At 39.5% G+C, this 24655-nt stretch carries 25 protein-coding genes; 18 read left to right on the top strand and 7 right to left on the bottom strand.

The window, feature by feature from the left end:
* Genes SP60_RS07990 through SP60_RS07975 form a run of 4 tightly spaced genes read right to left on the bottom strand, consistent with a single transcriptional unit; the run spans position 1 to position 4019 of the window.
* Entirely contained in the window at positions 1 to 1350 is a 1350-nt protein-coding gene (locus SP60_RS07990) for a vWA domain-containing protein (protein ID WP_199401930.1), read from the bottom strand.
* Complete coding sequence (locus SP60_RS07985; protein ID WP_053952126.1) at positions 1343 to 1789, bottom strand: hemerythrin domain-containing protein; 447 nt, start codon at positions 1787 to 1789, stop codon at positions 1343 to 1345. Before SP60_RS07985 ends, SP60_RS07990 begins: the two co-directional genes overlap by 8 nt.
* A complete protein-coding gene (locus tag SP60_RS07980) occupies positions 1789 to 2970 on the bottom strand; it encodes an NnrS family protein (protein ID WP_053952125.1) in 1182 nt (393 codons plus the stop codon). The genes SP60_RS07985 and SP60_RS07980 overlap by 1 nt, the downstream gene beginning before the upstream one ends.
* Positions 2971 to 2978: 8 nt before the next feature.
* The gene (locus SP60_RS07975) at positions 2979 to 4019 is read right to left on the bottom strand and encodes an AAA family ATPase (protein WP_053952124.1); all 1041 of its coding nucleotides are present in this window, start codon (positions 4017 to 4019) and stop codon (positions 2979 to 2981) included.
* A 62-nt stretch (positions 4020 to 4081) separates the two neighbouring features.
* Here SP60_RS07975 and SP60_RS07970 point away from each other — a divergent pair, with 62 nt between their 5' ends.
* Genes SP60_RS07970 through lipA form a run of 3 tightly spaced genes read left to right on the top strand, consistent with a single transcriptional unit; the run spans position 4082 to position 5933 of the window.
* Complete coding sequence (locus tag SP60_RS07970; protein ID WP_053952123.1) at positions 4082 to 4360, top strand: YbeD family protein; 279 nt, start codon at positions 4082 to 4084, stop codon at positions 4358 to 4360.
* A gap of 6 nt (positions 4361 to 4366) precedes the next feature.
* The gene (lipB, locus tag SP60_RS07965; protein WP_053952122.1) at positions 4367 to 4978 is read left to right on the top strand and encodes a lipoyl(octanoyl) transferase LipB; all 612 of its coding nucleotides are present in this window, start codon (positions 4367 to 4369) and stop codon (positions 4976 to 4978) included.
* Positions 4968 to 5933 (top strand): lipoyl synthase, encoded by a 966-nt coding sequence (lipA, locus tag SP60_RS07960; RefSeq protein WP_053952121.1) that lies wholly within the window; start codon positions 4968 to 4970, stop codon positions 5931 to 5933. Before lipB ends, lipA begins: the two co-directional genes overlap by 11 nt.
* 90 nt (positions 5934 to 6023) lie before the next feature.
* On the opposite strand, the gene SP60_RS07955 is transcribed toward lipA, so the two are convergent.
* On the bottom strand, positions 6024 to 9473 hold the full coding sequence (locus SP60_RS07955; RefSeq protein WP_053952120.1) for an efflux RND transporter permease subunit: 3450 nt from the start codon (positions 9471 to 9473) through the stop codon (positions 6024 to 6026).
* Positions 9474 to 9483: 10 nt separating this feature from the next.
* Positions 9484 to 10632 carry an efflux RND transporter periplasmic adaptor subunit gene (locus SP60_RS07950; RefSeq protein WP_053952119.1) on the bottom strand — a complete coding sequence of 383 codons (1149 nt, stop codon included), beginning with the start codon at positions 10630 to 10632 and terminating at the stop codon, positions 9484 to 9486.
* Positions 10633 to 10863: 231 nt separating this feature from the next.
* Between SP60_RS07950 and pdxA the strand changes: the two genes are divergently transcribed.
* From pdxA to SP60_RS07930, 4 genes are read left to right on the top strand one after another with little or no spacing between them, the layout of a single operon-like run.
* Positions 10864 to 11826, top strand: coding sequence for a 4-hydroxythreonine-4-phosphate dehydrogenase PdxA (pdxA, locus tag SP60_RS07945; RefSeq protein WP_053952118.1), 963 nt, complete (start codon positions 10864 to 10866; stop codon positions 11824 to 11826).
* Entirely contained in the window at positions 11819 to 12607 is a 789-nt protein-coding gene (gene rsmA / locus SP60_RS07940) for a 16S rRNA (adenine(1518)-N(6)/adenine(1519)-N(6))-dimethyltransferase RsmA (RefSeq protein WP_053952254.1), read from the top strand. Before pdxA ends, rsmA begins: the two co-directional genes overlap by 8 nt.
* Entirely contained in the window at positions 12585 to 12956 is a 372-nt protein-coding gene (apaG, locus tag SP60_RS07935) for a Co2+/Mg2+ efflux facilitator ApaG/CorD (RefSeq protein WP_053952117.1), read from the top strand. The genes rsmA and apaG overlap by 23 nt, the downstream gene beginning before the upstream one ends.
* Positions 12956 to 13753 (top strand): symmetrical bis(5'-nucleosyl)-tetraphosphatase, encoded by a 798-nt coding sequence (locus tag SP60_RS07930; RefSeq protein ID WP_053952116.1) that lies wholly within the window; start codon positions 12956 to 12958, stop codon positions 13751 to 13753. Before apaG ends, SP60_RS07930 begins: the two co-directional genes overlap by 1 nt.
* On the opposite strand, the gene dapF is transcribed toward SP60_RS07930, so the two are convergent.
* Complete coding sequence (dapF, locus tag SP60_RS07925; protein WP_053952115.1) at positions 13750 to 14565, bottom strand: diaminopimelate epimerase; 816 nt, start codon at positions 14563 to 14565, stop codon at positions 13750 to 13752. The genes SP60_RS07930 and dapF overlap by 4 nt on opposite strands.
* A 165-nt stretch (positions 14566 to 14730) precedes the next feature.
* On the opposite strand from dapF, the gene SP60_RS07920 reads away from it, so the two are divergent.
* The 11 genes from SP60_RS07920 to SP60_RS07870 are packed head-to-tail and all read left to right on the top strand — an operon-like array spanning position 14731 to position 24649.
* Positions 14731 to 15084, top strand: a complete 354-nt coding sequence (locus SP60_RS07920) for a gamma-butyrobetaine hydroxylase family protein (protein ID WP_053952114.1) — start codon at positions 14731 to 14733, stop codon at positions 15082 to 15084.
* Between the two features lie 5 nt (positions 15085 to 15089).
* Complete coding sequence (gene rseP / locus SP60_RS07915; RefSeq protein WP_053952113.1) at positions 15090 to 16427, top strand: RIP metalloprotease RseP; 1338 nt, start codon at positions 15090 to 15092, stop codon at positions 16425 to 16427.
* Between the two features lie 4 nt (positions 16428 to 16431).
* The gene (gene bamA, locus SP60_RS07910) at positions 16432 to 18729 is read left to right on the top strand and encodes an outer membrane protein assembly factor BamA (protein ID WP_233487262.1); all 2298 of its coding nucleotides are present in this window, start codon (positions 16432 to 16434) and stop codon (positions 18727 to 18729) included.
* A 20-nt stretch (positions 18730 to 18749) separates the two neighbouring features.
* The gene (gene lpxD, locus SP60_RS07905; protein ID WP_053952112.1) at positions 18750 to 19748 is read left to right on the top strand and encodes a UDP-3-O-(3-hydroxymyristoyl)glucosamine N-acyltransferase; all 999 of its coding nucleotides are present in this window, start codon (positions 18750 to 18752) and stop codon (positions 19746 to 19748) included.
* Between the two features lie 2 nt (positions 19749 to 19750).
* A complete protein-coding gene (fabZ, locus tag SP60_RS07900) occupies positions 19751 to 20194 on the top strand; it encodes a 3-hydroxyacyl-ACP dehydratase FabZ (protein WP_053952111.1) in 444 nt (147 codons plus the stop codon).
* A 26-nt stretch (positions 20195 to 20220) separates the two neighbouring features.
* Positions 20221 to 21018 carry an acyl-ACP--UDP-N-acetylglucosamine O-acyltransferase gene (lpxA, locus tag SP60_RS07895; protein ID WP_053952110.1) on the top strand — a complete coding sequence of 266 codons (798 nt, stop codon included), beginning with the start codon at positions 20221 to 20223 and terminating at the stop codon, positions 21016 to 21018.
* A 17-nt stretch (positions 21019 to 21035) separates the two neighbouring features.
* Entirely contained in the window at positions 21036 to 22565 is a 1530-nt protein-coding gene (murJ, locus tag SP60_RS07890; RefSeq protein WP_053952109.1) for a murein biosynthesis integral membrane protein MurJ, read from the top strand.
* A complete protein-coding gene (locus tag SP60_RS07885) occupies positions 22562 to 22831 on the top strand; it encodes an oxidative damage protection protein (RefSeq protein WP_053952108.1) in 270 nt (89 codons plus the stop codon). Before murJ ends, SP60_RS07885 begins: the two co-directional genes overlap by 4 nt.
* Positions 22831 to 23436: a guanylate kinase gene (gene gmk, locus SP60_RS07880; RefSeq protein WP_053952107.1), complete on the top strand. Its 606-nt coding sequence runs from the start codon at positions 22831 to 22833 to the stop codon at positions 23434 to 23436. Before SP60_RS07885 ends, gmk begins: the two co-directional genes overlap by 1 nt.
* A gap of 37 nt (positions 23437 to 23473) precedes the next feature.
* Positions 23474 to 24316, top strand: coding sequence for an RNA polymerase sigma factor RpoH (gene rpoH / locus SP60_RS07875; RefSeq protein WP_053952106.1), 843 nt, complete (start codon positions 23474 to 23476; stop codon positions 24314 to 24316).
* A 45-nt stretch (positions 24317 to 24361) separates the two neighbouring features.
* Positions 24362 to 24649 (top strand): co-chaperone GroES, encoded by a 288-nt coding sequence (locus tag SP60_RS07870; protein ID WP_053952105.1) that lies wholly within the window; start codon positions 24362 to 24364, stop codon positions 24647 to 24649.
* Positions 24650 to 24655 lie beyond the last annotated feature (6 nt).

Raw genomic sequence — 24655 nt, 5'->3', positions numbered from 1 at the left:
TTAATTAAGTTGAATCCTAGATCCCCAAGGAATTGGCTCTTTGCCTTTAACCAGCCACATTACTGGATAGCTAGGTTCAAATTCTGGAAATTTTCCTTTGGCATCGGTGAAATAAACAAGAACACTAGGATGGGCATCCTGTTGCTCTATATAGTCAAATACAGGGTTAAAATTAGTCCCTTTACCGCCGCCCAACGAAACGGGAAATTGCAATTCATCCCAAGCTTCAAAACGCCAAATTAGTTTTGAATCGAGCTTTTCATCACAAGCAATAAGTGTTATCGAGGCGCGCATATTGCTTTTAATAGCATTAATTTCAGAGACAAATTCGTTGATTTCTTCTTGAGAGATTGATCCAGAGGTATCAATAGCAACACTGACATCTATTTGACTCGACCTAAGCGATGGCAAAATTGCGTCACCACTTCTTCTTGAGGCTCTCGCGTATGAAAAATCATCGCGGGCAAGTGTAGACATATATTGCGCCAAAAGTGATTGCCAAGAGAGTTGAGGCTGCAAGAAAAAATCAATCAATTTGGCAAATTCACCCTCTAGTTTGCCCGCTTGTTGTGCGAGTTGTGCTGACGAGGCTAGATTTTTTTGCCATTGCCCACTGAGTGTTTGCATTTCATCAGGCGTTAGTGGTGGTGGTTGCTTAGCCAAACCCTCAGAATTTGCATTGGCTGATGATGGTTTGTTATCTTGCCCCTTGCCAGATGTGTTGTCTTTTTCACCTTCAAGACTATCTTCGCGCATACCGCCATCTGACTCGTCAGCATCATCCTTTGGATCATCATCGTACAAGTGCTGATCCATGGGTTCGGTATCAATACTGTCATCAATCATCGGATAAATCTCTTCGGCAATCATGCTTTCATATTTGCTAAAGATGGGCACATCTAAAGGCGGGCGAAACCCTTCTTTAACCAGTAAAGGATTAATGGCAAAATCACAAGCCAAATCCCATTTGTGTTTGTCGCGATTGCCACGTCGAGAGAAGTGCGTTAGCGCACAATGAAGCGCCTCATGAATGAGTACAAATTTTGTTTGATGGTTGTTAAGTTTGTCGATAAAACTAGGATTGTAGTAAAAACTTTTGGCATCTGTGGCACTGGTTTTACACCAAGACCCAGCTGCCTTTAACGGCAAACGCAGAACCAAATTTCCCAAAAAAGGTTTATCTAAGATAAGCTGTGTACGCGCTTTGGTAAGCTTTGCTTCAACCATTTCTAAATCAATATCATCAATATTGTTTTCAAAGATAACATCTTCGCCAATCACTTCTACCTTTGGCTCAGGCGTAGATTTCAGCTTATCACTACGCCAATAAGGATAGCCAGAATCACTCATAAATTGTGGCAGAGCCGTGTTTAGCGCTAGAGTTAAGAATTTGTCGGCGCTGTGGCGCAGAGAGTAAGTCAATATTTGGGAATAATTCTCTGTTTTCTAATCTAGCATGTGATTTTAATAATTTGCCAAATTTTTCTAAAGATTCTGGCTGATTAGCCAATTCTGATGAAATTTTGTACAATTGCTGGTGCTCTAGGGTTAATTGGGCGCATAATTGTGCTAAATCGTCTGATTTTTCGCTTAAAAAGGTAAAAATAGTGGATTCTTCGGTGTCAAAATGCTCAGAATAGTCCATTTTGAAATTTTGCGATATTTTTGCGCACAAGGTTTGAATTTCCACCTCATTATTTGCCTTAACTGCATTGAGACACTTGTTGGCTAGCGACAATGCACTGTGATGCTCTCGCGTTAAAATGAGTAATTCGCCAGCAACTTTCATCAGCCAAACTGCCCATCAAGACGCGCTTGAAAAAACATGGGTGTGTAAATAATAACAAACCCAGAGAAAGATAAAATCCACAACAATTGAGAGATAAAAATAAGGTTGGTGTAATATTCAGGAAATATTGAAACTAGGACGACACGAGTAATAAATGCCAGCGTTAGCAAAATAAACATGAGGTTGATTTGCTTAGGTGGTTGAAATACATTACGCCCTGTATGTCCTAGCGATACACGAGCCATCATACTCAGCGTCATTAAAGCAAAACCAAAAGCAAAACTATGCGTGCTAATATTGGGCATCATGCTTACAAAGTAAGATACTGCATGCAGTCCAAAGCCTAGAGTTAGTAAGCCGTAGGCTAGATAAATACTCCAAAGCAGTGGCTTTTTCCATAAACCATGGTGATGCCAATTAACCAGCCTAATGCTGTGAACGATAAACAACAATCCGGCTAATATCGTGGATGCAATAGTTTGAAAGAAAAGCTCAAACACTATAAAGGCTAAAAACAAAAACAATGAAGCCAAGTCTAGAAATTTTGAATTTTTTAATTCAGTGTTTAAGCCTAATCCACGCTCGATAAAAAACGGCAGCAAGCGTCTTGACATCATAAACAACAAGCTGATAATCAAATAAAACCCTAGATAAATACCTAGATAGACTCCTTGAGAAACAACACCTAATAGACCTAAATAAAACAAAATATGCGCTGCACTCAATAGGACTAGCTTTGCCACAATACTGACATTGTTCCAGTTTTTAGCCTTAATAATAGGCCAAGCAATAGCCAGTGTTGATAGTACTAAAAAGCTACTATCAATCACCGCTTGGTAAATTAAAAAATCATGCGCAACAAAAGGCAAAAAGCGTCCACCAAGCCATAATAAGGTTAAAGCTAACAAAGGTTTTTTGTAAAGAGTTTGTACGCCTGTCCAGTTTTTACTAGCAGTTAGTAAAAAACCAATAGTAACTGCTGATCCGTAGGCAAAAATCATCTCGTGCGCATGCCAATCAATTGGATTGGCATTGTTAACAAGGATAAGTGCTGGATAGAATATCATCCACATGAGCATGGAAATAACAGCAATAACGCCAGAGGCAAAGAAAAAAGGCCTAAACCCTAGTCGTAGTATAGGTTTGGTTGTGTATTCCTGGTGTTGATTTAAATTAATCATGTAGGTTTTTAGTCAAATAGAGTCTCTGCTATTTTACCCGCCCAATTGGCAAACTCAGGCACTGCAAAAATATCACCGCCAATGGCTCTTTGCATATCGGATACTAGCATAACGCCCAGCTCTTTTTGTGGAAAATCACGTGCAAAATTAAGGATATTTCCCCAGATTTGCTGTGCTTGATCACTATCTTTTGCGGCGATTGCTCGTCCTGCTAAGGCAGCACAAATCGCGTATTGAAGATCTAGCTCTTTGGGTATGCTGACTTGCTCACCTTGGATAATAGCATCTAAATTTGGTAGATCTGCCATATGCTCCACAAAAGTGGTAATTTCTACACCAGCCACTTCTCCCACACAGGCGCTAGCTGCTTGTCTAAATAAAGCCAAATCTTGGTCGAATTTTTTGAGCGCGCGGTGTACAAACTCCCAAGTTCTTGGCGAAGGAAAAGCCACCGGATTGTGTGCAGGATCAAATTCAAACAAATGCTCAGGACGATAGCGCAAGAAGCCAATAATACGCTCATCAATCTTATTTTTATAAGCCCAAGCCGCCCAATCATCTAGATTAACGTCTAGCTCATAATGAGAAAATCGATTGGCTAATGGTGCAGGCATGGAATAGGTAACACCGCGATCGCCTTGGCGATTACCCGCTGCAAAAATAACCCAGCCATCGGGTACTTTATAATCGCCCAAACGCCTGTCTAAAATCAGCTGATAAGCAGCGGCAGATACGGTTGGTGGTGCAGAGGTGATTTCATCTAAAAACAAAATTCCTTGCTTGCCATGACGTTTTTCGTCTGGCAGTAGTGATGGAATAGACCAATCTACCAGCTTATCATTTTTAAAAGGAATGCCGCGAAGATCGCTGGGTTCCATTTGTGATAAGCGAATATCAATAATCTCAACCTCGTGCGTTTGTGCAACTTGGGCGATGATTTGAGACTTGCCGATACCGGGCGCACCCCACAACATAACAGGCGTGTGGTGACCATCAAAGACGGATTCAAACTCTTGGGTAAGGATTTTGCTAACTTGCTCTGGACGCATAATAACTTGAAAAAATGAAAACTGGCCATATTCTACCGTAATAGAAGATAAAATCCCTTAATATGACTACACCTAATTTAAGCTCTGAAGAATTATGGAATTTTCCTTGCGATTATTCTGTTAAAGTTTTTGGTAAAACTTGTGACGAATTACACCTAACTGTGCGTACGATTGTCGAGCGCCATGCGGATAAGATTCATCCTAATAATATTAGCTCTAAAAGCAGCTCTAAGGGCGGCTATGTCTCCATTACACTTAAAATTATTGCCACCAGTCGAGTGCAACTAGACGCAATGAATCAGGAATTGCAAGATTGCGAATTGGTAGCCTACGTTTTATAAACTGAGATGAAAATAGTTGAACTAGGCGTCCAAGCGTATTTACCCACTTGGCAGGCCATGAAAGACTTTACTAATGCTCGCGCCACAGACACTGAAGATGAATTATGGATTGTAGAGCACCCCGGTGTTTTTACCCAAGGAATTGCAGGCAAACCAGAGCATGAGCTAAACATTGAGAGCATGCCTATTGTTAAAACTGATCGCGGCGGGCAAATTACCTATCATGGCCCTGGGCAACTGGTAATCTATTGTTTGATTGATTTAAAGCGCTTAGGAATTGGGGTTAAAAAAATGGTCGCTATTATTGAGTCTGCTATTATTGAGTTGCTAGACTTGTATCAAATTCAAGCGCACTTAGAAGAAGGCGCACCTGGCGTTTATGTAAATCATGCCAAAATTGCAGCTCTAGGACTCAAAGTTAAACACGGTAAAACCTATCATGGTTTAAGTTTGAATATAGATATGGACCTGGCATTATTCTCTCAAATTAACCCTTGTGGATATCAAGGATTGAAAGTAACACAAATGCAAGACTTAGCGGATAATAAGATTAATTTTTCCAAGGTTGCTAAGCAGCTGACCCAGCTGCTCATTCATCATATTACTCGTGCCCAATAATACCGCCTTAAAACAAGACATTGATATCAAACACCTTAAGGGTGAATCCAAAGTATCGCGCTTAAGAATTAAACCTGATTCACAGCGCCCTGCTCTACGTAAGCCTAGCTGGATTCGCATTAAGCATCCGGGAGGCTCGAAAGTAGAGCAACTGAAAAATACATTAAGAGACCAGCGATTGTTTACGGTTTGCGAAGAGGCGCAATGTCCAAATTTGGGCGAATGCTTTAACCACGGTACTGCAACCTTTATGATTATGGGCCAGATTTGCACACGCCGATGCCCTTTTTGTGATGTTGCACACGGCAAACCTAAAGCACTTGATACTGACGAACCTGAGCATTTAGCTGAGACCATTGAGAAAATGCAGCTTAAATATGTGGTTATCACTTCAGTTGATCGCGATGATCTGCGTGATGGCGGTGCGACTCATTTTAAACAATGTATTGATGCAGTTAGAAAGTGTACACCCAATGTTAAGATTGAAATATTAACACCAGACTTTAGAGGACGAGTGGATAAAGCGCTAGAAGTGTTTGAATCTTGCCCTCCTGACGTGTTTAATCATAATCTTGAGACAGTGCCAAGTTTGTATCCAAAAGTCCGTCCTGGCGCAAGTTATGAGTGCTCGCTTGAATTATTAAAAGCCTTTAAGCAGCAACACCCTAACGTGACCACCAAATCAGGGCTAATGCTCGGCGTTGGTGAGAGTGAAAAACAAGTCATTGACGTGCTCAAAGATTTACGTGCACATCAGGTTGATATGCTAACGTTAGGTCAATACCTACAGCCCAGCAAACATCATTTAGCTGTCGAAGCGTATATTCATCCCGACCAATTTGAAAAGTATAAAGTTATTGCTACCGAGCTTGGCTTTTCACAGGTTGCCAGTGGGCCTATGGTGCGCTCTTCCTATCATGCAGATTTGCAAGCAGCAGGCGAAACCATTCGCTAACCAAACCCTATTTAAATGACAAAAAAAATACCGACTTACGTCGGTATTTTTGTATGTAAGACTTGCGCTTAAACAAGTCTAGTTGATTGATTACAAGTCGTTTTTATCTTCTTTTTTAAGCAAACCGTTAGTATCAATCTTTTCATCCTCAGACCCTTTGGCAGCATCTGACTTCTTGGATTTTTTGGCTAACGCAGTCTTAATCCAATTTTTAGGATCAGTAGTCTTTCGACTACTTTTAGACTTTTCCTCTTTATGGACATTGTACTTGGCGTCTGAATCCGCATCTCCTGGCAACAAGCCCATGTTCACTGCAATATTTCGACAAGACTCTTCGCCAGCTGACAAAGTTCCTAGTGGAATTACAATCAGTGTTAGGATGGTTGAAACTAGCACGCCAAACAACAGTGAAATAGCCATTCCCTGGAAAATAGGATCTGACAAGATAACACTTGAACCGCCCACTAATGCAAATGCAGTAATCATGATTGGTCTAGTTCTTGATGCACATGAATTAATAACAGCATCAAAAAACGGCGTACCTTTGGCGTATTCTTGCACAGTGAAATCAACCAAAAGAATAGAATTACGTACAATAATACCAGCTAGAGCAATCCAGCCAATCATAGAGGTTGCGGTAAACTCCGCACCTAATAACCAATGTCCAGGCACAATACCTAAAAGTGTTAAGGGGATTGGCGCCATGATAACCGCTGGAATAATAAAGTTACCAAACTGCCAGACAACCAGCATGTAGATTACCACTAAGGCAACGCCAAACGCCATACCCATGTCACGGAATGTTTCGAAGGTTACCGTCCATTCGCCAGCCCATTCAAAACCCGGAATATTTTGATTTTTTGGTGGACCTAGATATTCACCTTGGAGCTGTGTACCGTCTAATGTCTGATATTTAAGTAGTAAATCATCAACTGCAAACATAGCGTAAATTGGCGCACTTAAGCGACCAATAGGCTCACCTAATACATACTCAACGTCTGACAAATCTTTATGGTAAATAAGATCATCTTGTTTTTTATAACTAAACGATCCCAACTCAGAGATAGGAATCATGCTACCATGCTGAGACGGCACAGGAAGTTGTGTTAAATAAGAAAGCTGAGAGCGTTTTGTTAGAGGAACTTGCAAACAAATACGCGAAGGCTCTAAGGCATTTTTCAAACGAATCGTACCGACATTAAAACTACTCATAGCCATAGCTAGTGTTTCTTTAATAGTCATAACACTAACACCAAATCTTGACGCTTTAGCTGTATCCACTTGAAAATCAATCACTGGGTATTCGTCACGTATTAAGTTATCAATATCCGCCATAGTGCCAGATTCAATAAATAATTCTGTTAGATCGTTAGCCAGTTTTCGACGCGTCTCTTTGTCTGGACCATAAACTTCAGCTACTACCGGTCTAAGAACTGGCGGGCCGGGTGGCATTTCAACCACAGCGTAATCTGCACCAGCTCTTTCTGCTATTGCTTTTAATAGTCCGCGAGCTTCAAGGGCGATTTCATGGCTAGAGCGCGAACGATCTGCTTTTTCTGCCAGTTGGATTTGAAGTTCGCCAACAGATGAAGATTGGCGTAAATACGAGTGCCTAACCAAGCCATTAAAATCAAAAGGTTTGGCTGTTCCTGAATAAGCTTGAATATCAATAACCTCAGGCACACTACGAAGCTCTTGAGCCATCAAGTGCAACGTTGAAGCAGTATCCGATAAAGAAGTACCATCTGGCATATCTAGCACCACACCAAATTCTGATTTATTGTCGAGTGGTAGCATTTTAACGGGGACGGCTGTTGTGTAAAACATCGACATGGCTAAAAAGAATGTAACCACCAGCCCCAATAAAAAGCTCCAGCCGTAAGTGGCTTTATTGAACAATTTAGAAATGGTTGAATGATAAAAAGCGTACATGACTTTGGCTTCTTTTTCCTCCTTTTCATGCATCTTATGCAAGACATTTAAAGGTGGAACAAACTTCATAATGAAGTATGGCGTAAATACAAAGGCGGCAAATAATGAGAACATCATTGCTACTGAGCCTAATACAGGAATTGGCGCCATGTAAGGCCCCATCATACCACTCACTGCTGCCATTGGCACCAATGCTGCAACAACGGTAAAGGTTGCTAAAATCGTAGGATTACCCACTTCACGCACTGCATCAATCGCTGTGCCAATGGTAATTTTATTATCAATTAGCCAGCGTCTATAAATATTTTCAGTGACCACAATAGCGTCATCTACCAAGATACCAATAGAGAAAATAAGCGCAAATAAACTAACTCGGTCGATGGTCATACCCAGGATCCAAGCGGAGAAAATTGTCATTAATAACACCACTGGAATAACCAAAGTCACGACGATAGCTGGACGAACACCTAGTGCAAACCAAACTAACACAGTGACCGCGCCAGTTGCAATAAACAACTTCTTAATTAAGGCATTAACCTTATCCTTTGCAGATTTACCATAATTTCGAGTAACGACTACTTCCACGTTATCGGGAATCAATCGCCCTTTTAACTCTTCCACTTTGGCTAAAATGTTTTCAGCAACAGCAACACCATTCGAGCCAAATTTCTTGGCAATGGCAATGGTTACTGCTTGCTCACCAGTTGCTTTTTGTCCAGTTTTATTGGCCTTTCCTGTGTAATAGCTGACCATATGCTCAGTGTCTTCTGGCGCATAATAAACATCAGCAACATCTCTAATATAGATAGGCTTTCCATCGTTAATAGCGACCACTAAGTTTTCAATATCTTCAACCTTGGTAAAGAAGTCACCTGAGTAAACTTCCATGTTGTAGCCATTTAGCTCAATATTTCCCGTATGCTCGCGAACATTGGCATTACCAACAGTACCTGCTATTTGTTGAATGGAAACACCGTAGCCGGCTAAGCGACCTGGGTAAGCATCAATATGAAAAATTTCCTTACGACCACCGACAATAAAGCCGTTATTCGTATCTTTTACTTTTTCTAATTGTTGAATCAGCTCCAAACCCAGTGAGCGTAGTTGTCCATCATCTAACGATTTAGACCATAGGGTTAGATTAATAATGGGCACGTCATCAATTTCTTTAGGCTTGATAAGTGGCTTTCTTGCCCCAGGTGGCATAAAGTCAAGGTTGGCCAGCATTTTGTCGCGAACCTTGATAATTGATGCGTTCATGTCTTGACCGACATCAAACTCAACCGTGATAATACCTTGTCCTTTGTCACTCACCGAGTAGACGTGTTTAGCACCTAAAATTTGTGACATTAGGCGCTCTAGTGGCTTTACGACAATATTAGAAACCTCTTCTGAAGAGGCGCCCGGGTATTCAACAAATAGATCAATTAAAGGAACTGAAATTTGCGGATCTTCTTGTCGAGGTGTCGAAATCAGACCAATAATACCCGCACCCAACATGGCGAAAAAGATAATGATTGATAGTGGAGAGGTAATAAAGGCTTTGGTTAGCTTTCCAGCAATACCTAAATCTATCTCATCGTTATTGTTTGTATTGTTGTTTGACATAAGTGTTAAATTAAATACTCATTCCTGAAACCATTAGAATATTTGGATTGGCGACGATCTTTTCGCCAATTTTCAAACCTGATAAAATACTTTTCTTGTCTTTGCCCACTTGTTCACCTAAGCGAATAAAGCGCAGTTCGGTTTTATTAGTGAGTGGATTAATAACAAAAACACTTGGTAATGATGAGCGCCACATAATGGCTACTTCTGGCACTACAGGGGTTAACACACCCGAATCTGTCTCGAAAATTTCAACTTCAGCATAAGCGCCGGGCAAGACTGGAACGTTGGCAGGCAAATCAAGTTTAACCTTGACACTGTGTTTGGCATTATCAGCAATTGGGTAGATTTGTGCTAATTTAGCATCAACAACAATATTGGCAATATCTAGTTTTACTCGATAGTTTTTATTAAGCTTTAAGCTTCTGACCAATCTTGATGGAATGTTAACCTCCACCTGAAGCTCTTTAATATTGGCAAATTTTAGCAAGGTTTGACCCGGTTGAACCACATCACCTTCATTAATCGATTTAGCAACAATAACACCGTCAAATGGCGCACTAACATTCGCATCTTTTAGACGCGACTCAATTTGTTTTAGGTTGTTTTCTGCTTGAGTTAATTTGTTTTTAGCTTGCTGATAAGTAGTGTATCTCGAGGTTCTATTGGCAAATTTATCAAATTCAGGATTGCCTTGTCCACTCATTTTTAACATTGGATCGGTAAACATAGAAAACATACCTGGTACACCACCTAGCATACCGCCACTATTAGGAGAAACAATAGATTGAGAATATTGAACGCCTGCATTTCTCAAAGCTTCATTAGCCGAGGCGATTTCAGCATAGGCAGAATCACGCTGCGCTTGAATAGACTCTTGCTCTAGAATTACGATGGTTGAGCCTTTTGAAAACATATCGCCTTCACGGCCGTTAACATTCAACACATCGCCAGATACTTGTGCAGATAAATTAACCTGAGATGAAGAAACTACCGCACCACCTAAAAGCGCTCTTTTATCTAACGACATGCCGCTAACTGTTTGAATGTTGTAAACCGAATCAAAACTACTGGCATTTTGATTAATAATTTGAGCGTGCGAAGGTAGTGAAAATATGAGTAAAACTGATGTGACTAAAGGTGTAATTGTGAAGCGCATAGTTAACCTGTTTTTTAGTATGAATATTATTATTATTAATCCGAATTTTATAGGAATCATTTTGCTTGTGTTTATTATTTAATTTAAATAACTAAGAAACTCTTTTAAATTATCATAACTAATTGATTTTTAATTATTTTATATAGATAGAAAAATATTCCAGTATATAAAATTTTTCTTATATATTAACACTATAATATAAGTTATTAATTTCACTAATTTATGTTATAAATGACGATTGCATTCACCCCAGGAGAACCTGGTGGAATTGGGCCAGACTTGGCTATTATTCATGCCCAAAAAAAACCAGTCAAAAATCTATTGGTTTTTTCAGATCCTGACATTTTATTAAAACGTGCAAAAATACTAAATTTACCACTCAAAATTGTTGAGTCTGACAAAATTTTAGGCAAAAGCCAGCTATGTGTTTACCCTATTAAAGCAAATGGCTCGGTTGAGGTTGGCGCTTTAAATGCTGGGAACGCTCAATATGTACTTAACACTTTGGATAAGGCGACTGACTTTTGCCTAACAAATCAATGCGAAGCGCTGGTTACAGGCCCTATTCACAAAGGTATTATTAATACTATTGACCCTACTTTTACTGGGCATACAGAATATCTGGCCTCATTATCAAATACAGATCAAACAGTGATGATGTTAGCCACCAAAGGCTTGCGTGTCGCGCTTGCAACAACCCACCTACCTCTTTCTCAGGTTGCTCAAAATATTAAACCAGCCTCTTTAGAAAAGACCATTCGCATTATTCATCAATCATTAGAAGGTTACGGTATTAGCAATCCACGAATTGTTGTTTGCGGACTTAACCCTCATGCGGGTGAAGATGGTTGTCTAGGTATGGAAGAGATTGAAATTATTAACCCACTTATTCGACAACTTAATCAACAGGGTTTTAACCTAGTGGGCAGCGTGCCTGCCGATACTGCTTTTACCGTTGACGCGCTTAAAGGGGTTGATTGTGTGCTTAGTATGTATCATGATCAAGGTTTACCAGTGCTTAAAACATTGGGCTTTAAGAAGGCGGTCAATATCACCCTGGGCTTGCCGTTTATTCGTACCTCGGTTGATCATGGCACGGCTTTATCATTAGCGGGTAGTGGCAATATTAGCCTAGGAAGTTTGAATACTGCGTTAGAATATGCACAAGATTTTATTGATAAAAAGCATGGCTGAGAAACGCACAGACACATCTAAAAAGCATAAAGCGCGCAAACGTTTTGGTCAAAACTTTTTGACTGATCAGAAAATTATTGATCAAATTGTTGCCACCATTGCGCCTAAGCGAGAGGACAATTTACTAGAAATTGGCCCTGGACAAGGCGCTATGACACTACCCCTGCTAGATCGAGTGGACCAACTTAACGTGATTGAAATCGACCGGGATTTAATCGAAATATTAAATAGTTACAACAAGCCTAATCTGGTTATTCATCAAGGTGATGCGCTTAACTTTGATCTTGATTTATTTCACCCACCGATTAGAGTGGTGGGCAATCTACCTTACAACATCTCCTCACCTATTTTGTTTCATCTGCTGGAGCATCGAGACAAGGTTATTGACATGACCTTCATGCTGCAAAAAGAAGTAGTAGAAAGAATGTCAGCCACTCATGGCTCTAAGATTTACGGGCGCTTAAGTGTGATGATGCAAGCATTTTTTGAGGTGGAGTTAATTTTTGTTGTACCGCCAGAATCATTTGATCCAGCGCCAAAAGTGGACTCCGCCATTGTTTACTTAACCCCTCTTAAAACTTGCAAGGTGGATAATATCAAGCTATTTGAAAAAGTTGTAAAAGCAGCTTTCGCTCATCGTAGAAAAACACTTAGAAATTGTTTAAAATCATTAATAACCCAAGAACAGACCAGCATTGACCTTTCTCAGCGTGCTGAAATGCTTGATATTAATGCCTTTATCACCTTAACTCAAGATTATGAAAAACAAGATCAAAATTGACGTTCAAGTAAGCTTTATTGAAGAGCAGTCAAGTGCTGCTGTTAATCAGTATACATTTGCCTATACCATTACCATTGTCAATCAAGGTTTAGTTGGCGCCCAGCTACTTACTCGACATTGGCGCATTCAAGATGAAACAGGTCATGTTGAAGATGTGATTGGTGAGGGTGTAATCGGTCAACAGCCTCATTTAATGCCTGGAGAGTCTTATCAATATTCATCAGGCTCAGTGATCAAAACCGCCACAGGAACCATGAAAGGTGCTTATGGTATGGTAAGCGATGAAGGAGAGCGTTTCGAGGCAGAAATTCCTGAATTTATTTTAAGTGAGCCTTACACTCTACATTAATGGCTAACTACCTAATTGGCGATGTTCAAGGTTGTTACGATTCACTACAACACTTGTTAAAAAAAGTTAACTTCTCCTTAGACAAGGATCGAATTTTTTTTCTAGGCGATGTTGTTAATCGCGGCAATAAGTCTTTAGAAACTCTAGCCTTTATTAAAGCTCATACTGACAACACTTCTATGGTTTTAGGCAATCATGATTTTCATTTATTAGCTTGTGCCTTTGGTAAAGTTAAGGCTAATAATAAGGATACTTTTACAGATGTCCTGGGTGCAAAAAATGCTAAACATTTGTTAGAATTTTTAGCCCAACAGCCGCTTGTTATTAATGAGAATGACGCCCTAATGGTTCATGCAGGTATTCCGCCAAATTGGGATAAGAAGACTGTATTAGAGCGATCATCTTTAGTTCAAAAACATTTACAAAGTGAAAATTTAGGCGATTTTTTAACAAAAATGTACCACAATCAACCAGATACTTGGCATGCTAATTTGAGCGAACTTGAGCAATGTCGATATACCATTAACGCTTTGATGCGAATGCGCTTTTGCAAGGCCAATGGTCAGTTAGAATTTGCCCATAAGCTAAATTTTGATCAAGCACCTAGTGGCTACAAAGCATGGTTTATGCATGAAAATCGATTATTAAAAGACACAGATATCTTTTTTGGCCACTGGTCTACACTCGCCAATGTTGAGCAAGAGCATATTTTTCCAATGGATCACGGTTGTATCTGGGGCGGACGTTTAAGCGCTATTAGACAATCAGACCAAAAAATATTTTCTGTAGACTGCTAGAGACTCACTTGAGCTTCAAAGACAAATTCAGCAGGACCGGATAAAAATACCGCACCACCTTTTTGATATTCAATGTTTGCATCGCCTCCAGTGAGATGTACGCAAACGTTTTCATCTAATAAGCCTTGCTCAACTCCGTATACAACAGCAGCGCACGCACCACTTCCGCAAGCTAGGGTTTCACCAGAGCCGCGCTCATAAACGCGTAAATTAATCTCATGGCGATTAATAATTTGCATAAAGCCAATATTGGCTTGGTCTGGCAAGACCTTGCTATTTTGCACTTGTGTTGCAATACGCTCAACATTCACTGTTGAAAAATCTTTAACGAGCAAAACGCAATGAGGATTGCCCATCGATAAAACGCCCATCTCAAAACCCTCGATATCATAACTAGGCTGAACCTCAGGTGCAACCAATGGAATACTGGCCAGCTCAAAGCTCGGCTTACCCATATCCACTCGCACTGTCTTATCTGTATTAATTTGCAAAGTGATAACACTAGAGTGGGTTTCTACAACAATAGGATTACGATTCGTTAGGCCTTTTTGAGTAACGAAACGAGCAAAACAACGAGCACCATTGCCACACTGAGATACTTCAGAGCCGTCTGCATTATAAATAATATAGCGAAAATCAACGCCGGGAGAGGTGCTTGACTCCACAACAAGTAACTGATCGAAGCCCACGCCAAAATGCCGATCAGCTAGGCGGGTGATTTGCTCAGCCCTAAAATTTATATTGCCACTGGTATTGTCAACCACCATAAAGTCGTTGCCAAGCCCGTGCATTTTTGTAAAATTTATTAACATAGGTTTTATTTTATCCACTTATTAAGGGGTTTTTGTATAAATATAAATGATTAACAGTGTGATCGTGCTTATTTAAAAATCTACCAAAAGGCCTTTTTAAGCTAAAGGTTAATAAAATTGATAGTTCTGCTAAAATATCGCCTATATTTAGCCACAAGGAAAATCATGCAGCCACCAAGCAATATCACTTTAAATAAAGACAAGAATCTTTTAACCCTGACTTTTGATGGTGTTGAATATCCATTAAGCACTGAATTTTTAAGAGTTTATTCGCCTTCAGCAGAAGTGGTTGGCCACGGCCCTGGCCAGGAAACCTTGCAACTTGACAAGGAAAATGTCACCATTGAGCGCATTGAGCCTACTGGCAATTATGCAATCATCTTGTTTTTTAGTGACGGACACGATAGTGGTATTTATTCATGGACACATTTACATAAACTCGCAACTGATCAAAAATCTTTATGGGCAACTTACTTAAATCGCCTTAAAGATGCAGGGCACGCGCACTCACAACTGTAATTTATATGGGTTTTTTAACCGCCCTTTTATCGTTCGCTGTAACCATTGGTATTTTGGTTACCATCCATGAATATGGTCATTACTGGGTAGCCAAAAAATTCAATGTCAAAATTTTAAGATTTTCTGTTGGTTTTGGAAAAGTGATTAAATCTTTCAAACGAGGTGAAACAGAATTTACCCTGTGCGCCATTCCTTTGGGCGGCTACGTCAAAATGTTGGATGAAGGCGAAGCACAGGTTGCTGATAAAGAAAAACACCGAGCTTTTAACAGGCAGTCTGTCTATAAGCGTTTTGCCATTGTGGCGGCAGGTCCAATTTCTAATTTCATGTTGGCCATTATTCTTTATGCTGTTATCTTTATTATTGGTGTTAACGGCATTAAACCGGTAGTTGACTCAGTTACAAAATCAGGATTTTTTGCACAAGCAGGCTTACAAGCTGGTGATGAATTACTTAGTATTAATAACAATCCCACACCAAGTATCAGTGAGTTTTCTAATCAGTTTATTCAAGCAGATGAAGCTCAACCTTTAACACTTCAAGTGCGCTCTAAACATGCAAATCTTAAAACAACCACTCTTAATTTAACCGGTGATTTTTTAGCCAATCCTGAACAAGGATTAGACCAATATTTAGGGTTTAAGTTTGCCATGCCTAAGCTGTCTGCCACTATTGAAACAGTTATGCCTGGCTCTGCTGCTAGCAAAGCTGGCCTACAGCCAAATGATAAAGTGCTTAGTGTTGATGACCAAGTCATCAACTCTTGGCAAGAGTTTGTTGTGCAGATACAAGCCAAGCCGATTAGGCCGATTAAGCTATTAATTAAGCGCAACAATACCACTTTAACGCTCACCTTAATACCAGAATTAGTAGGCGATACACCCAAGGTCGGGGTAAGTGTAGCGATACCTAAAGACCACCTAAAAGACTGGCAAGTATTGATTAAGAAGCAGCCTATTGATGCCTTTGTCTCTGCAGGAGAAAAGGTTTATCAATTGACACTACTCAATCTAAAAATGATCAAAAAAATGATTATTGGAGAAGCTTCAATTGATCAAATTAGTGGTCCAGTTAGCATTGCCAGCTACGCAGGAAAAAGTGCAGAAGTTGGCTTAGTGCCGTTTTTATCTTTTTTAGCACTTATTAGCATTGGCCTTGGCCTGTTAAATTTACTACCCATTCCTCTACTTGACGGCGGACATTTGTTCTTCTATGTGGTTGAAATTATCAAAGGCTCACCTGTGAGTGAATGGGTGCAGCAAACTTTTGCTAAATTAGGTCTGTTTGTTATTTTGTCATTAACGTTTGTTGCGCTGTATAATGACCTGATACGTTTATTATAATCTTATGAATTCTATGAAAAAATCGTTACTCAAATTATTAGTCTCTACTAGTATTGTTAGTTCTTCTATTGCACTTGCTGAACCCATTAAAAGCATTGAAATACTTGGCTTAAACTCCATCTCTAGAGGAACCGTTTTGAGCTACTTACCTGTTGAAACGGGTGACGACTACAACAATCAAGTTTCTGGTCAAATTATTCGAGATTTATACAAAACCAATTTCTTTAAAGATATTGAAGTTTCACAACAAGACAGTATCTTAAAAATCAACCTGCAAGAAAATCCGCATATTAAATATGTTGATGTTCTAAATTATTCAGACAAAGTAATTGATGAAGAAAGATTAACTCAAATTCTTAAAAATATGGATCTTTCCCAGGGAAAGATTTTTAACAAACGTCAACTCGATAAGCTTATTGACCAACTAGAAGCTTCTTATATTTCCAAAGGTTATTACGGCATTAAAATCAGTAAAAAAATCGAGACTGACGCTCAAAATCGTGTTGGTATCGAACTGGATGTTTATGAAGGCGAAGTGGCTAGAATCAACACCATGAAAATCAGTGGTGGCAAGGTACATGATGAAGATGACCTGCTAGATTTATTTGAGATTGGCGAGGCTGATTTTCTCATTATGAATTATTTCACTGAAAAAGATCACTACTCAAAAGTAGCGCTAGATGCGGGTATTGAAGCAATGAAGTCCCTTTATATCAATGCAGGCTATCTTGATTTTAAAGTCATCAAAATTGCAACCGAACTATCAGCTAATAAAGAAAATATTGATATTGATATTCAAATTAGTGAAGGTGCTGAATATAAGCTCGGCACTATCAGCTTTACAGGTGACCTACTCAATCAATCTATTAAAGAGCTAAAAGAGTTGCTAACCATTAACACCAACGACGTGTTTAAACGTAAAAAAGTAATTGAAAGCATCCAGGCGATTACCGACATTTTTGCCGATCAAGGCTATGCTTTCGCTAAAGTTGATCCCATTACTAAAGAAAATACAGAGTCTCACGTGATCGACCTAGAGATTAACATTGCGCTTAATAAAAAAGTCTATATTAATCGTATCACCATTGTTGGTAACACCCGAACTCAAGATGAAGTTATTCGTCGTGAAATTGGCATTAATGAAGGTGGCCTATACTCCAATACTGAGCTGGACGAATCGATCAAAAAAATTAAGCGCTTAGGTTATTTCTCTGATGTAAAAATGGAGGTATCAAAGCTAACAGGATTTAATGATAAGATTAACCTGCACTTTAATGTTGAAGAGACTAAAACCGGTACTTTTTCTATTGGCTTATCCCATTCAAACAGCTCAGGCGCCTCATTTAATATGGGTGTTAAGGAGAATAACTTCCTAGGGACAGGTAACACCCTTAACGCGGCTTTTTCAAACTCTACAGCGGTACAAGAAATGAGTTTTTATTTCTCTGATCCGTACTTTACCGAAGATGGTCATTCGATTAGTTATGGTATTTTTACCAAATCTTTGGATGGTACAGCGCTTGATGTCGCTTCATACAAAATTGATGAAAATGGTTTTAGCCTAGGTTACGGCATTCCAATTACCAAAGAAACACGTATTGGCGCTGATGTCAGAGTTTCAAGTCGTGATATTACTTGTGGCACTACTATGCTTAGCACCTATGAGCCTACACAATGTGCGAGTAATGATAAAACCGAAGTTAAAACCAATCTTAATTGGTCAAACAACACACTGGATAATTTTAACTACCCAACTGAAGGTAGTAAAAATAACTTAAGTTTTGACCTAACCTTACCAATTGCAGATTTCCAATATTACAAACTTGATGCTTCTCACAAGAGTTATTATCCACTTGGTAATGATTTAACTTGGAAAGTAAATGGTAGCTTAGGTTTGGCACAAGGCTATGGTGATAAAGAACTACCTTTCTTTAAGCGCTACTATGGAGGTGGCTCATCCTCAGTAAGAGGCTTTGATTTTAACTCTTTAGGTGCCACATATACGGGAACTACAATTGCTAAAGGTGGTGAGTTATCACTTTTGGCAGGTACTTCGGTTATCTCGCCAATGAAGTTTATCAATGACAGTAAAAACATGCGCATGAGTGCCTTTATTGATGCAGGTGCAGTTCAAGAAAAAGCCTCCAATGTCAGTCTTGACGAAGTGCGTATGTCAACGGGTGTTGCTTTCTCATGGCTTACACCTGTTGGGCCATTGGGTATTTACGCTGCCAAGCCATTAATTGAAAAATCTACTGACCAAACTAAGACCATTGAATTTACACTGGGTACCAGCTTTTAAAAATACTGTATTAGGATAATATGCATACACTAGGGGAGATTGCCAAACTTGTTAATGCTGAATTAGTTGGCGATGGCGAGCTAAAAATAACCAGTCTGGCCAGTATTGATTGTGCAAAATCTGACCAACTCAGCTACGTGGTCAGTGAAAAATATCGAGAACAATTATCAAGCACCCAGGCAAGTGCGGTTATTATTAGCAAATCCTTGCAAAAATTTTGCAACACTAACGCTCTTATTGTTGACGATGTATATTTGGCTTTTGCGCAAATAACTCATTTATTCAAACATAAAGTCACACACACTAATGGCATTCACGCCAGTGCCAATACAAATAACGCCACCGTAGCACCAAACTGCTGCATTGGAAAACAAGTAAGTATTGGTACTGATACAACGATTGGCGCTAATACGGTTATTGAAGACAACACAACAATTGGCGCTAATTGCACAATCGGCTCAAATATTAGCATTCTTCAAGGCACTATTATTGGTAACAATGTCGTTGTCGAATCTGGCGCTGTGATCGGCTCAGAAGGCTTTGGCAATGCTAGAGATAAGTATAAACGCTGGCATTCAATTGCACATCTTGGCAATGTCGTGATTGGAGATGATGTAAATATTGGCGCCAATACTGCAATTGATCGTGGCACTTTGGAAAATACATACATTAATCGGGGTGTGCGACTCGATAACTTAGTGCATATTGCTCACAATGTAACCATTGGCGAGGATACAGCAATTGCGGCTTGTACAGGTATCGCTGGCAGTACGCGCATTGGAAAACGCTGTATGATTGGCGGCATGGTTGGTGTTGTTGGCCATCTGAATATTTGTGACGATGTCGTTGTGAATGCCAAAAGTACGGTTGATAAAAATATCACAATATCTGGCGTGTACACAGGAATTATGCCACTAATGCCTCATAAAAAATGGCAGATTGTTGGTGTTTGGTTAACAAAACTTGATAAAATCACTCAATATTTAAATATCAAGCTTACCCATTTAAAAGGAAAATAATTATGGAAATGAATATTCAAGATGTTAAAAACTACCTACCCCATCGCTATCCATTTTTACTAATTGATCGAGTGCTTGAGATTGAAGTGGGAAAATCACTGGTTGCACTGAAAAATGTTACTTTCAATGAGCCACAATTTACAGGCCACTTCCCTTCTCAACCTATTATGCCGGGTGTGATGATTGTTGAAGCATTAGCCCAGGCAACAGGAATTTTGGCCTTTAAATCAGAAGTTGGCAAGCCGATTGATGGTCAAATTTATATGTTAGTGGGTATCGACAAAGTACGCTTTAAGCGTATGGTTGAGCCTGGAGATCAACTGCGTCTAGAGGTGGAAGTGCTAACTGTTAAGCGTGGTATATGGAAGTTTAAATGTCAGGCAACTGTTGATGGTAAGGTTGTGACAACCGCTGAACTCATGTGTACGCAAAAGGCAGCTGATTAACAAACAAAATTCTTGAGGAGAATCCTGTGGCTATAGATCCAAGTGCAATTATAGATCCAAGTGCGAAAGTTCATAAAGATGCAGAAATTTGCGCTTATGCCGTTATTGGTGCTAATGTAGAGATTGGTGCTGGTACTATTGTCGAGTCTCACGCCGTTATTCAAGGCCCTACCAAAATTGGTAAAAATAATCACATTTACTCTTTTGCCTCCATTGGTGGCGACCCTCAAGATATTACCTATGAAGAAGGACAAGAATCTAATCTTGTCATTGGTGATGAAAATTTAATTCGTGAATTTTGCACAATCAATCGTGGTACTGAAAAAGAAAAATCACTGACCCGAGTTGGCTCCAATAATATGCTGATGGCCTATGTTCATATTGCTCATGATTGCCAGATTGGCGACCATGTTATTATGTCTAACAATGCCTCGCTAGCAGGTCACGTTAGGGTTCATGATTGGGCAATTTTGGGTGGCTTTACGCTGGTTAAGCAATTCTGCATGATTGGCATTCATACTTATATCGGCATGGGTTGTCATGTTAATAAAGACATCCCGGCCTATATGGTGGCTTCAGGCACTCAAACTCGAGTGCGTAGTATTAATGCTGAAGGTATGCGTCGTCGCGGGTTTTCATCTAGCTCAATTGCCTCTATTAAGCGCGCTTTTAAAGTGGTTTATCGAGAGTCAACAGGTCGATTACTGGATCAAATGCTCAAAGAGTTAGAAGAATCAGAATCTGACAGCCCTGAAGTTATGCAGTTTGTAAACTGTATTCGAGGCTCAAAAGTGGGTATTATGCGTGGCCCTGTCGAGGAATAAATCTATTCCTGCTATTAATGGATAAATCTTTTTTAAAGTCAAGCAGTATCGTCACTGGCATGACTTTTTTGTCGCGTATTTTAGGTCTTATACGCGATTTTTTTATTGCTAAATATTTTGGTGCCAATGGGCTAACCGATGCTTTTTTGGTGGCTTTTCGTATTCCTAATTTCTTAAGAAGACTCTTTGGTGAAGGCGCCTTTTCTCAAGCTTTTATTCCTATCTTGGCTGAAGCAAAAGCCAATGAAACGCAAGCAGAAGTTCAAAATATCATTAACCATATTGGTACAAAATTTCTAAAGGTTTTAATCATTATTACCCTAGTGGCTGTTATCGCAGCGCCAGTGATTATCTTTATGTTTGCCTGGGGTTTTTACTTTGAGTCAGACCTGACTAAATTTAATCTTGCATCAGATATGCTTCGCATTACCTTTCCCTATCTATTGCTGATTTCTCTAACGGCTTTTTCAGGCAGTATTCTCAACACCTATGACCAATTTGCTGTGCCTGCCTTTACCCCAGTACTGCTCAATGTCTCGATGATCTTATCAAGTGTTTACTTGTCACAATACTTAGCCGAGCCGATTATGGCATTGGCCTGGGGTGTACTAATTGGTGGCGTATTACAACTCCTGTTTCAAATTCCTTTTCTGATTAAAATTCAAAAATTACCCAAACTTGCCAAAGGCGATCATCAGGCCGTTAAAAAACTTAAAAAACGCATGTTACCGGCTTTATTTGGGGTATCTGTCTCTCAAATCAACTTGCTAATTGATACCATGATTGCCTCAATGCTGATAAGTGGTAGTGTTTCTTGGTTGTATTATTCTGATCGATTGTTAGAACTCCCTTTAGCACTTATTGGCATCGCCCTAGCAACTGTTGCACTAGCCAAGCTTAGCAAGCACTATGCCAACAAAGACACTCAGAAATTTACTCGAACTATTGATTATGCTTTGAAAATTGGTCTAATTTTGGGTCTGCCCGCTTGCGCAGGATTAGTTCTGCTGGCAGAGTCTTTGATGATTACTCTATTTCAATATGATAAATTTAGTGTATTTGCTGCACACCAATCTTCTTTAAGCTTGATGGCCTATGGATCGGGCTTAATGGCTTTTATTATGGTTAAGGTTTTGGCGCCAGTTTTTCTCGCTAGAGGTGACACTACAACGCCTGTTAAAGCTGGTGTTGTGGCCATGCTTTCCAATGTATTTTTAAATGCTATTCTTGGCTATTATTTTGATCATGTTGGCCTGGCAATTGCCACCTCTATTTCTGCCCTGATCAATGGCGCAATTTTGTATTATTATTTAAAAAAACAATCAATTTTTACTTTTTCTCAAGAATTAGTCAAAATGCTTTTTAAAGTTTTAATGGCAAGCTTTATAATGGTGCTCTTTATTTTGAACTTTGATCAAACATTGGGTGCCTATATTGATGCAGATGCATTTTCTAGAGTAACGGCGCTTATTACAACTGTTTGCTTATCAGCGTTCGTTTATTTTTTAAGTCTAAGAATATTAGGCGTCAGGATGAAAAAATTATGAATACCGTACATTGTGTCAAACTCAATCAAGAACTTGAAGCGCTAGATCGCGCACCTTATCCAGGTGAACTAGGGCAAAGAATTTTAGCTAATGTGTCAAAGCAAGGCTGGCAGCAATGGCTTGAGCACCAAACCATGGTGATTAATGAGAATAATTTAAGCATGATGGATCCTAATGCGCAAAAATATCTCAAAGAACAGATGGATAAATTTTTCTTTTCCGAAGAAGGTGCTGACGATGTACAAGGCTACACCCCTGAGACGTAATGGCTAATTTATTTATTGTTGCTGCACCTTCAGGCTGTGGAAAAACTTCTTTAGTCAAAGCACTGATTGAAAAAACTGAAAATTTATGCGTCTCTGTTTCTCATACAACACGTACTGCTCGCCCTGGTGAAGAACACGGTAAAAATTATTTTTTCGTTTCTCAACAAGAATTTGATCAAATCAACCAAGATGATGGCTTTATTGAGTCTGCTCAAGTATTTGATAATTATTATGGCAGTGCCAAGCAAACCGTCAAAGATTTGTTAGATTCAGGCACGGATGTAATTTTAGAAATCGATTGGCAAGGTGCAAGACAAGTCAAAGCAACTTTCGATGATGCAATTGGTATTTTTATTTTGCCACCTTCTGAAGCGGCCCTACGCGAGCGCTTAACCGATCGAGGCCAGGATGACAAAACGATTGTTGATAGACGCATGCAAGATGCAGTGAGTGAAATGCAGCATTACAATGAATTTGACTACCTGGTGATTAATGATGATTTTGAAGTGGCTTTAGAGGATTTATCCCAAATAATTCACGCCCAACGACTACAACTCTCTCAGCAAGTATTAAGCCATCAATCCTTGCTTAACTCATTGATTTAACCTATAATATTAATCCTTAATTATATTAACTTTTGTAATGAGTTCAGAGTTCGCCCTACCAATATCTAACACCACCAGTGCTTTAGGTGTTCAAAAATACCCGCCCATACTCACGCCCGAGCAAGAACACGAGTTGGCTATTAAACTATACGAAAATCACGATTTGGGCGCTGCAAGGCAATTAGTGTTGTCACATATGCGTTTTGTGGCTTTTATTGCACATGGCTATAAAGGTTATGGACTTGAGCAAGCAGACCTAATACAAGAAGGTACGATCGGTTTAATGAAAGCTGTTAAGCGCTTTAATCCACATAAAAACGTACGCTTAGCCTCGTTTGCAGTGTACTGGATTCGCGCCGAAATTCATGAGTTCATTTTCAAAAATTGGAAAATTGTCAAAGTGGCTACCACCAAAGCCCAACGCAAATTGTTTTTCAAATTAAAGCAAGCCAAGTCAAAAATATACCAGTCTCTTAATAGCGATCAAGCTGATCAGATCGCCCAAGACTTAGGTGTTAGACGTAAAGATGTATTAGAAATGGAATCGCGCTTGCAGTTTAACGATGTCGCTTTTGAAAATTCTGACGATGAAGATTCGCATGCGCCAGAGCAATACCTTACAGGCGAAAATACACAAACGCCAGAGCAGTTATTATTAATTGACGACTCTCAAAAAAACCAACAACAGCAACTTTACAAAGCGCTTTCTTCACTAGATGAAAGAAGTTTGGATATTTTACAATCTAGATACTTGAAAGAAGAAAAAACAACCCTACATACTCTAGCAGACAAGTACGGTGTTTCTGCAGAAAGAGTTCGCCAACTTGAAAACAAAGCCATGCAAAAGCTTAAATTAACTTTAGAAGAGTCTTCTGTTTAGTTAAGCATTGGTTTTAAATTTATCGTTTATTAATTAGGAGAAAAAATGAACATTCGTCCCCTTCACGATCGCGTGATTGTTCGTAGAATAGAAGAAGAAAAAACAACAGCAAGTGGCCTAATCATTCCAGATTCAGCCACCGAAAAACCTTCTCAAGGTGAAATTCTTGCTATCGGCAAAGGTAAAACAGCTGACAACGGAACGGTTGTTAAGTTAGATGTGGCAGTTGGAGATACGGTAATATTTGGCCAATTTGCAGGCACAGAAATTAAGTCAAATGGTGAATCTTTGCTAGTAATGCGCGAAGATGACATTGTAGCAATCATCGATTAAAGGAGA

This window comes from Candidatus Thioglobus autotrophicus (assembly GCF_001293165.1).
Classification (GTDB): domain Bacteria; phylum Pseudomonadota; class Gammaproteobacteria; order PS1; family Pseudothioglobaceae; genus Thioglobus_A; species Thioglobus_A autotrophicus.
Note: the sequence above shows the minus strand (reverse complement) of the source record. Positions and strands in the feature narration are given on the sequence as shown.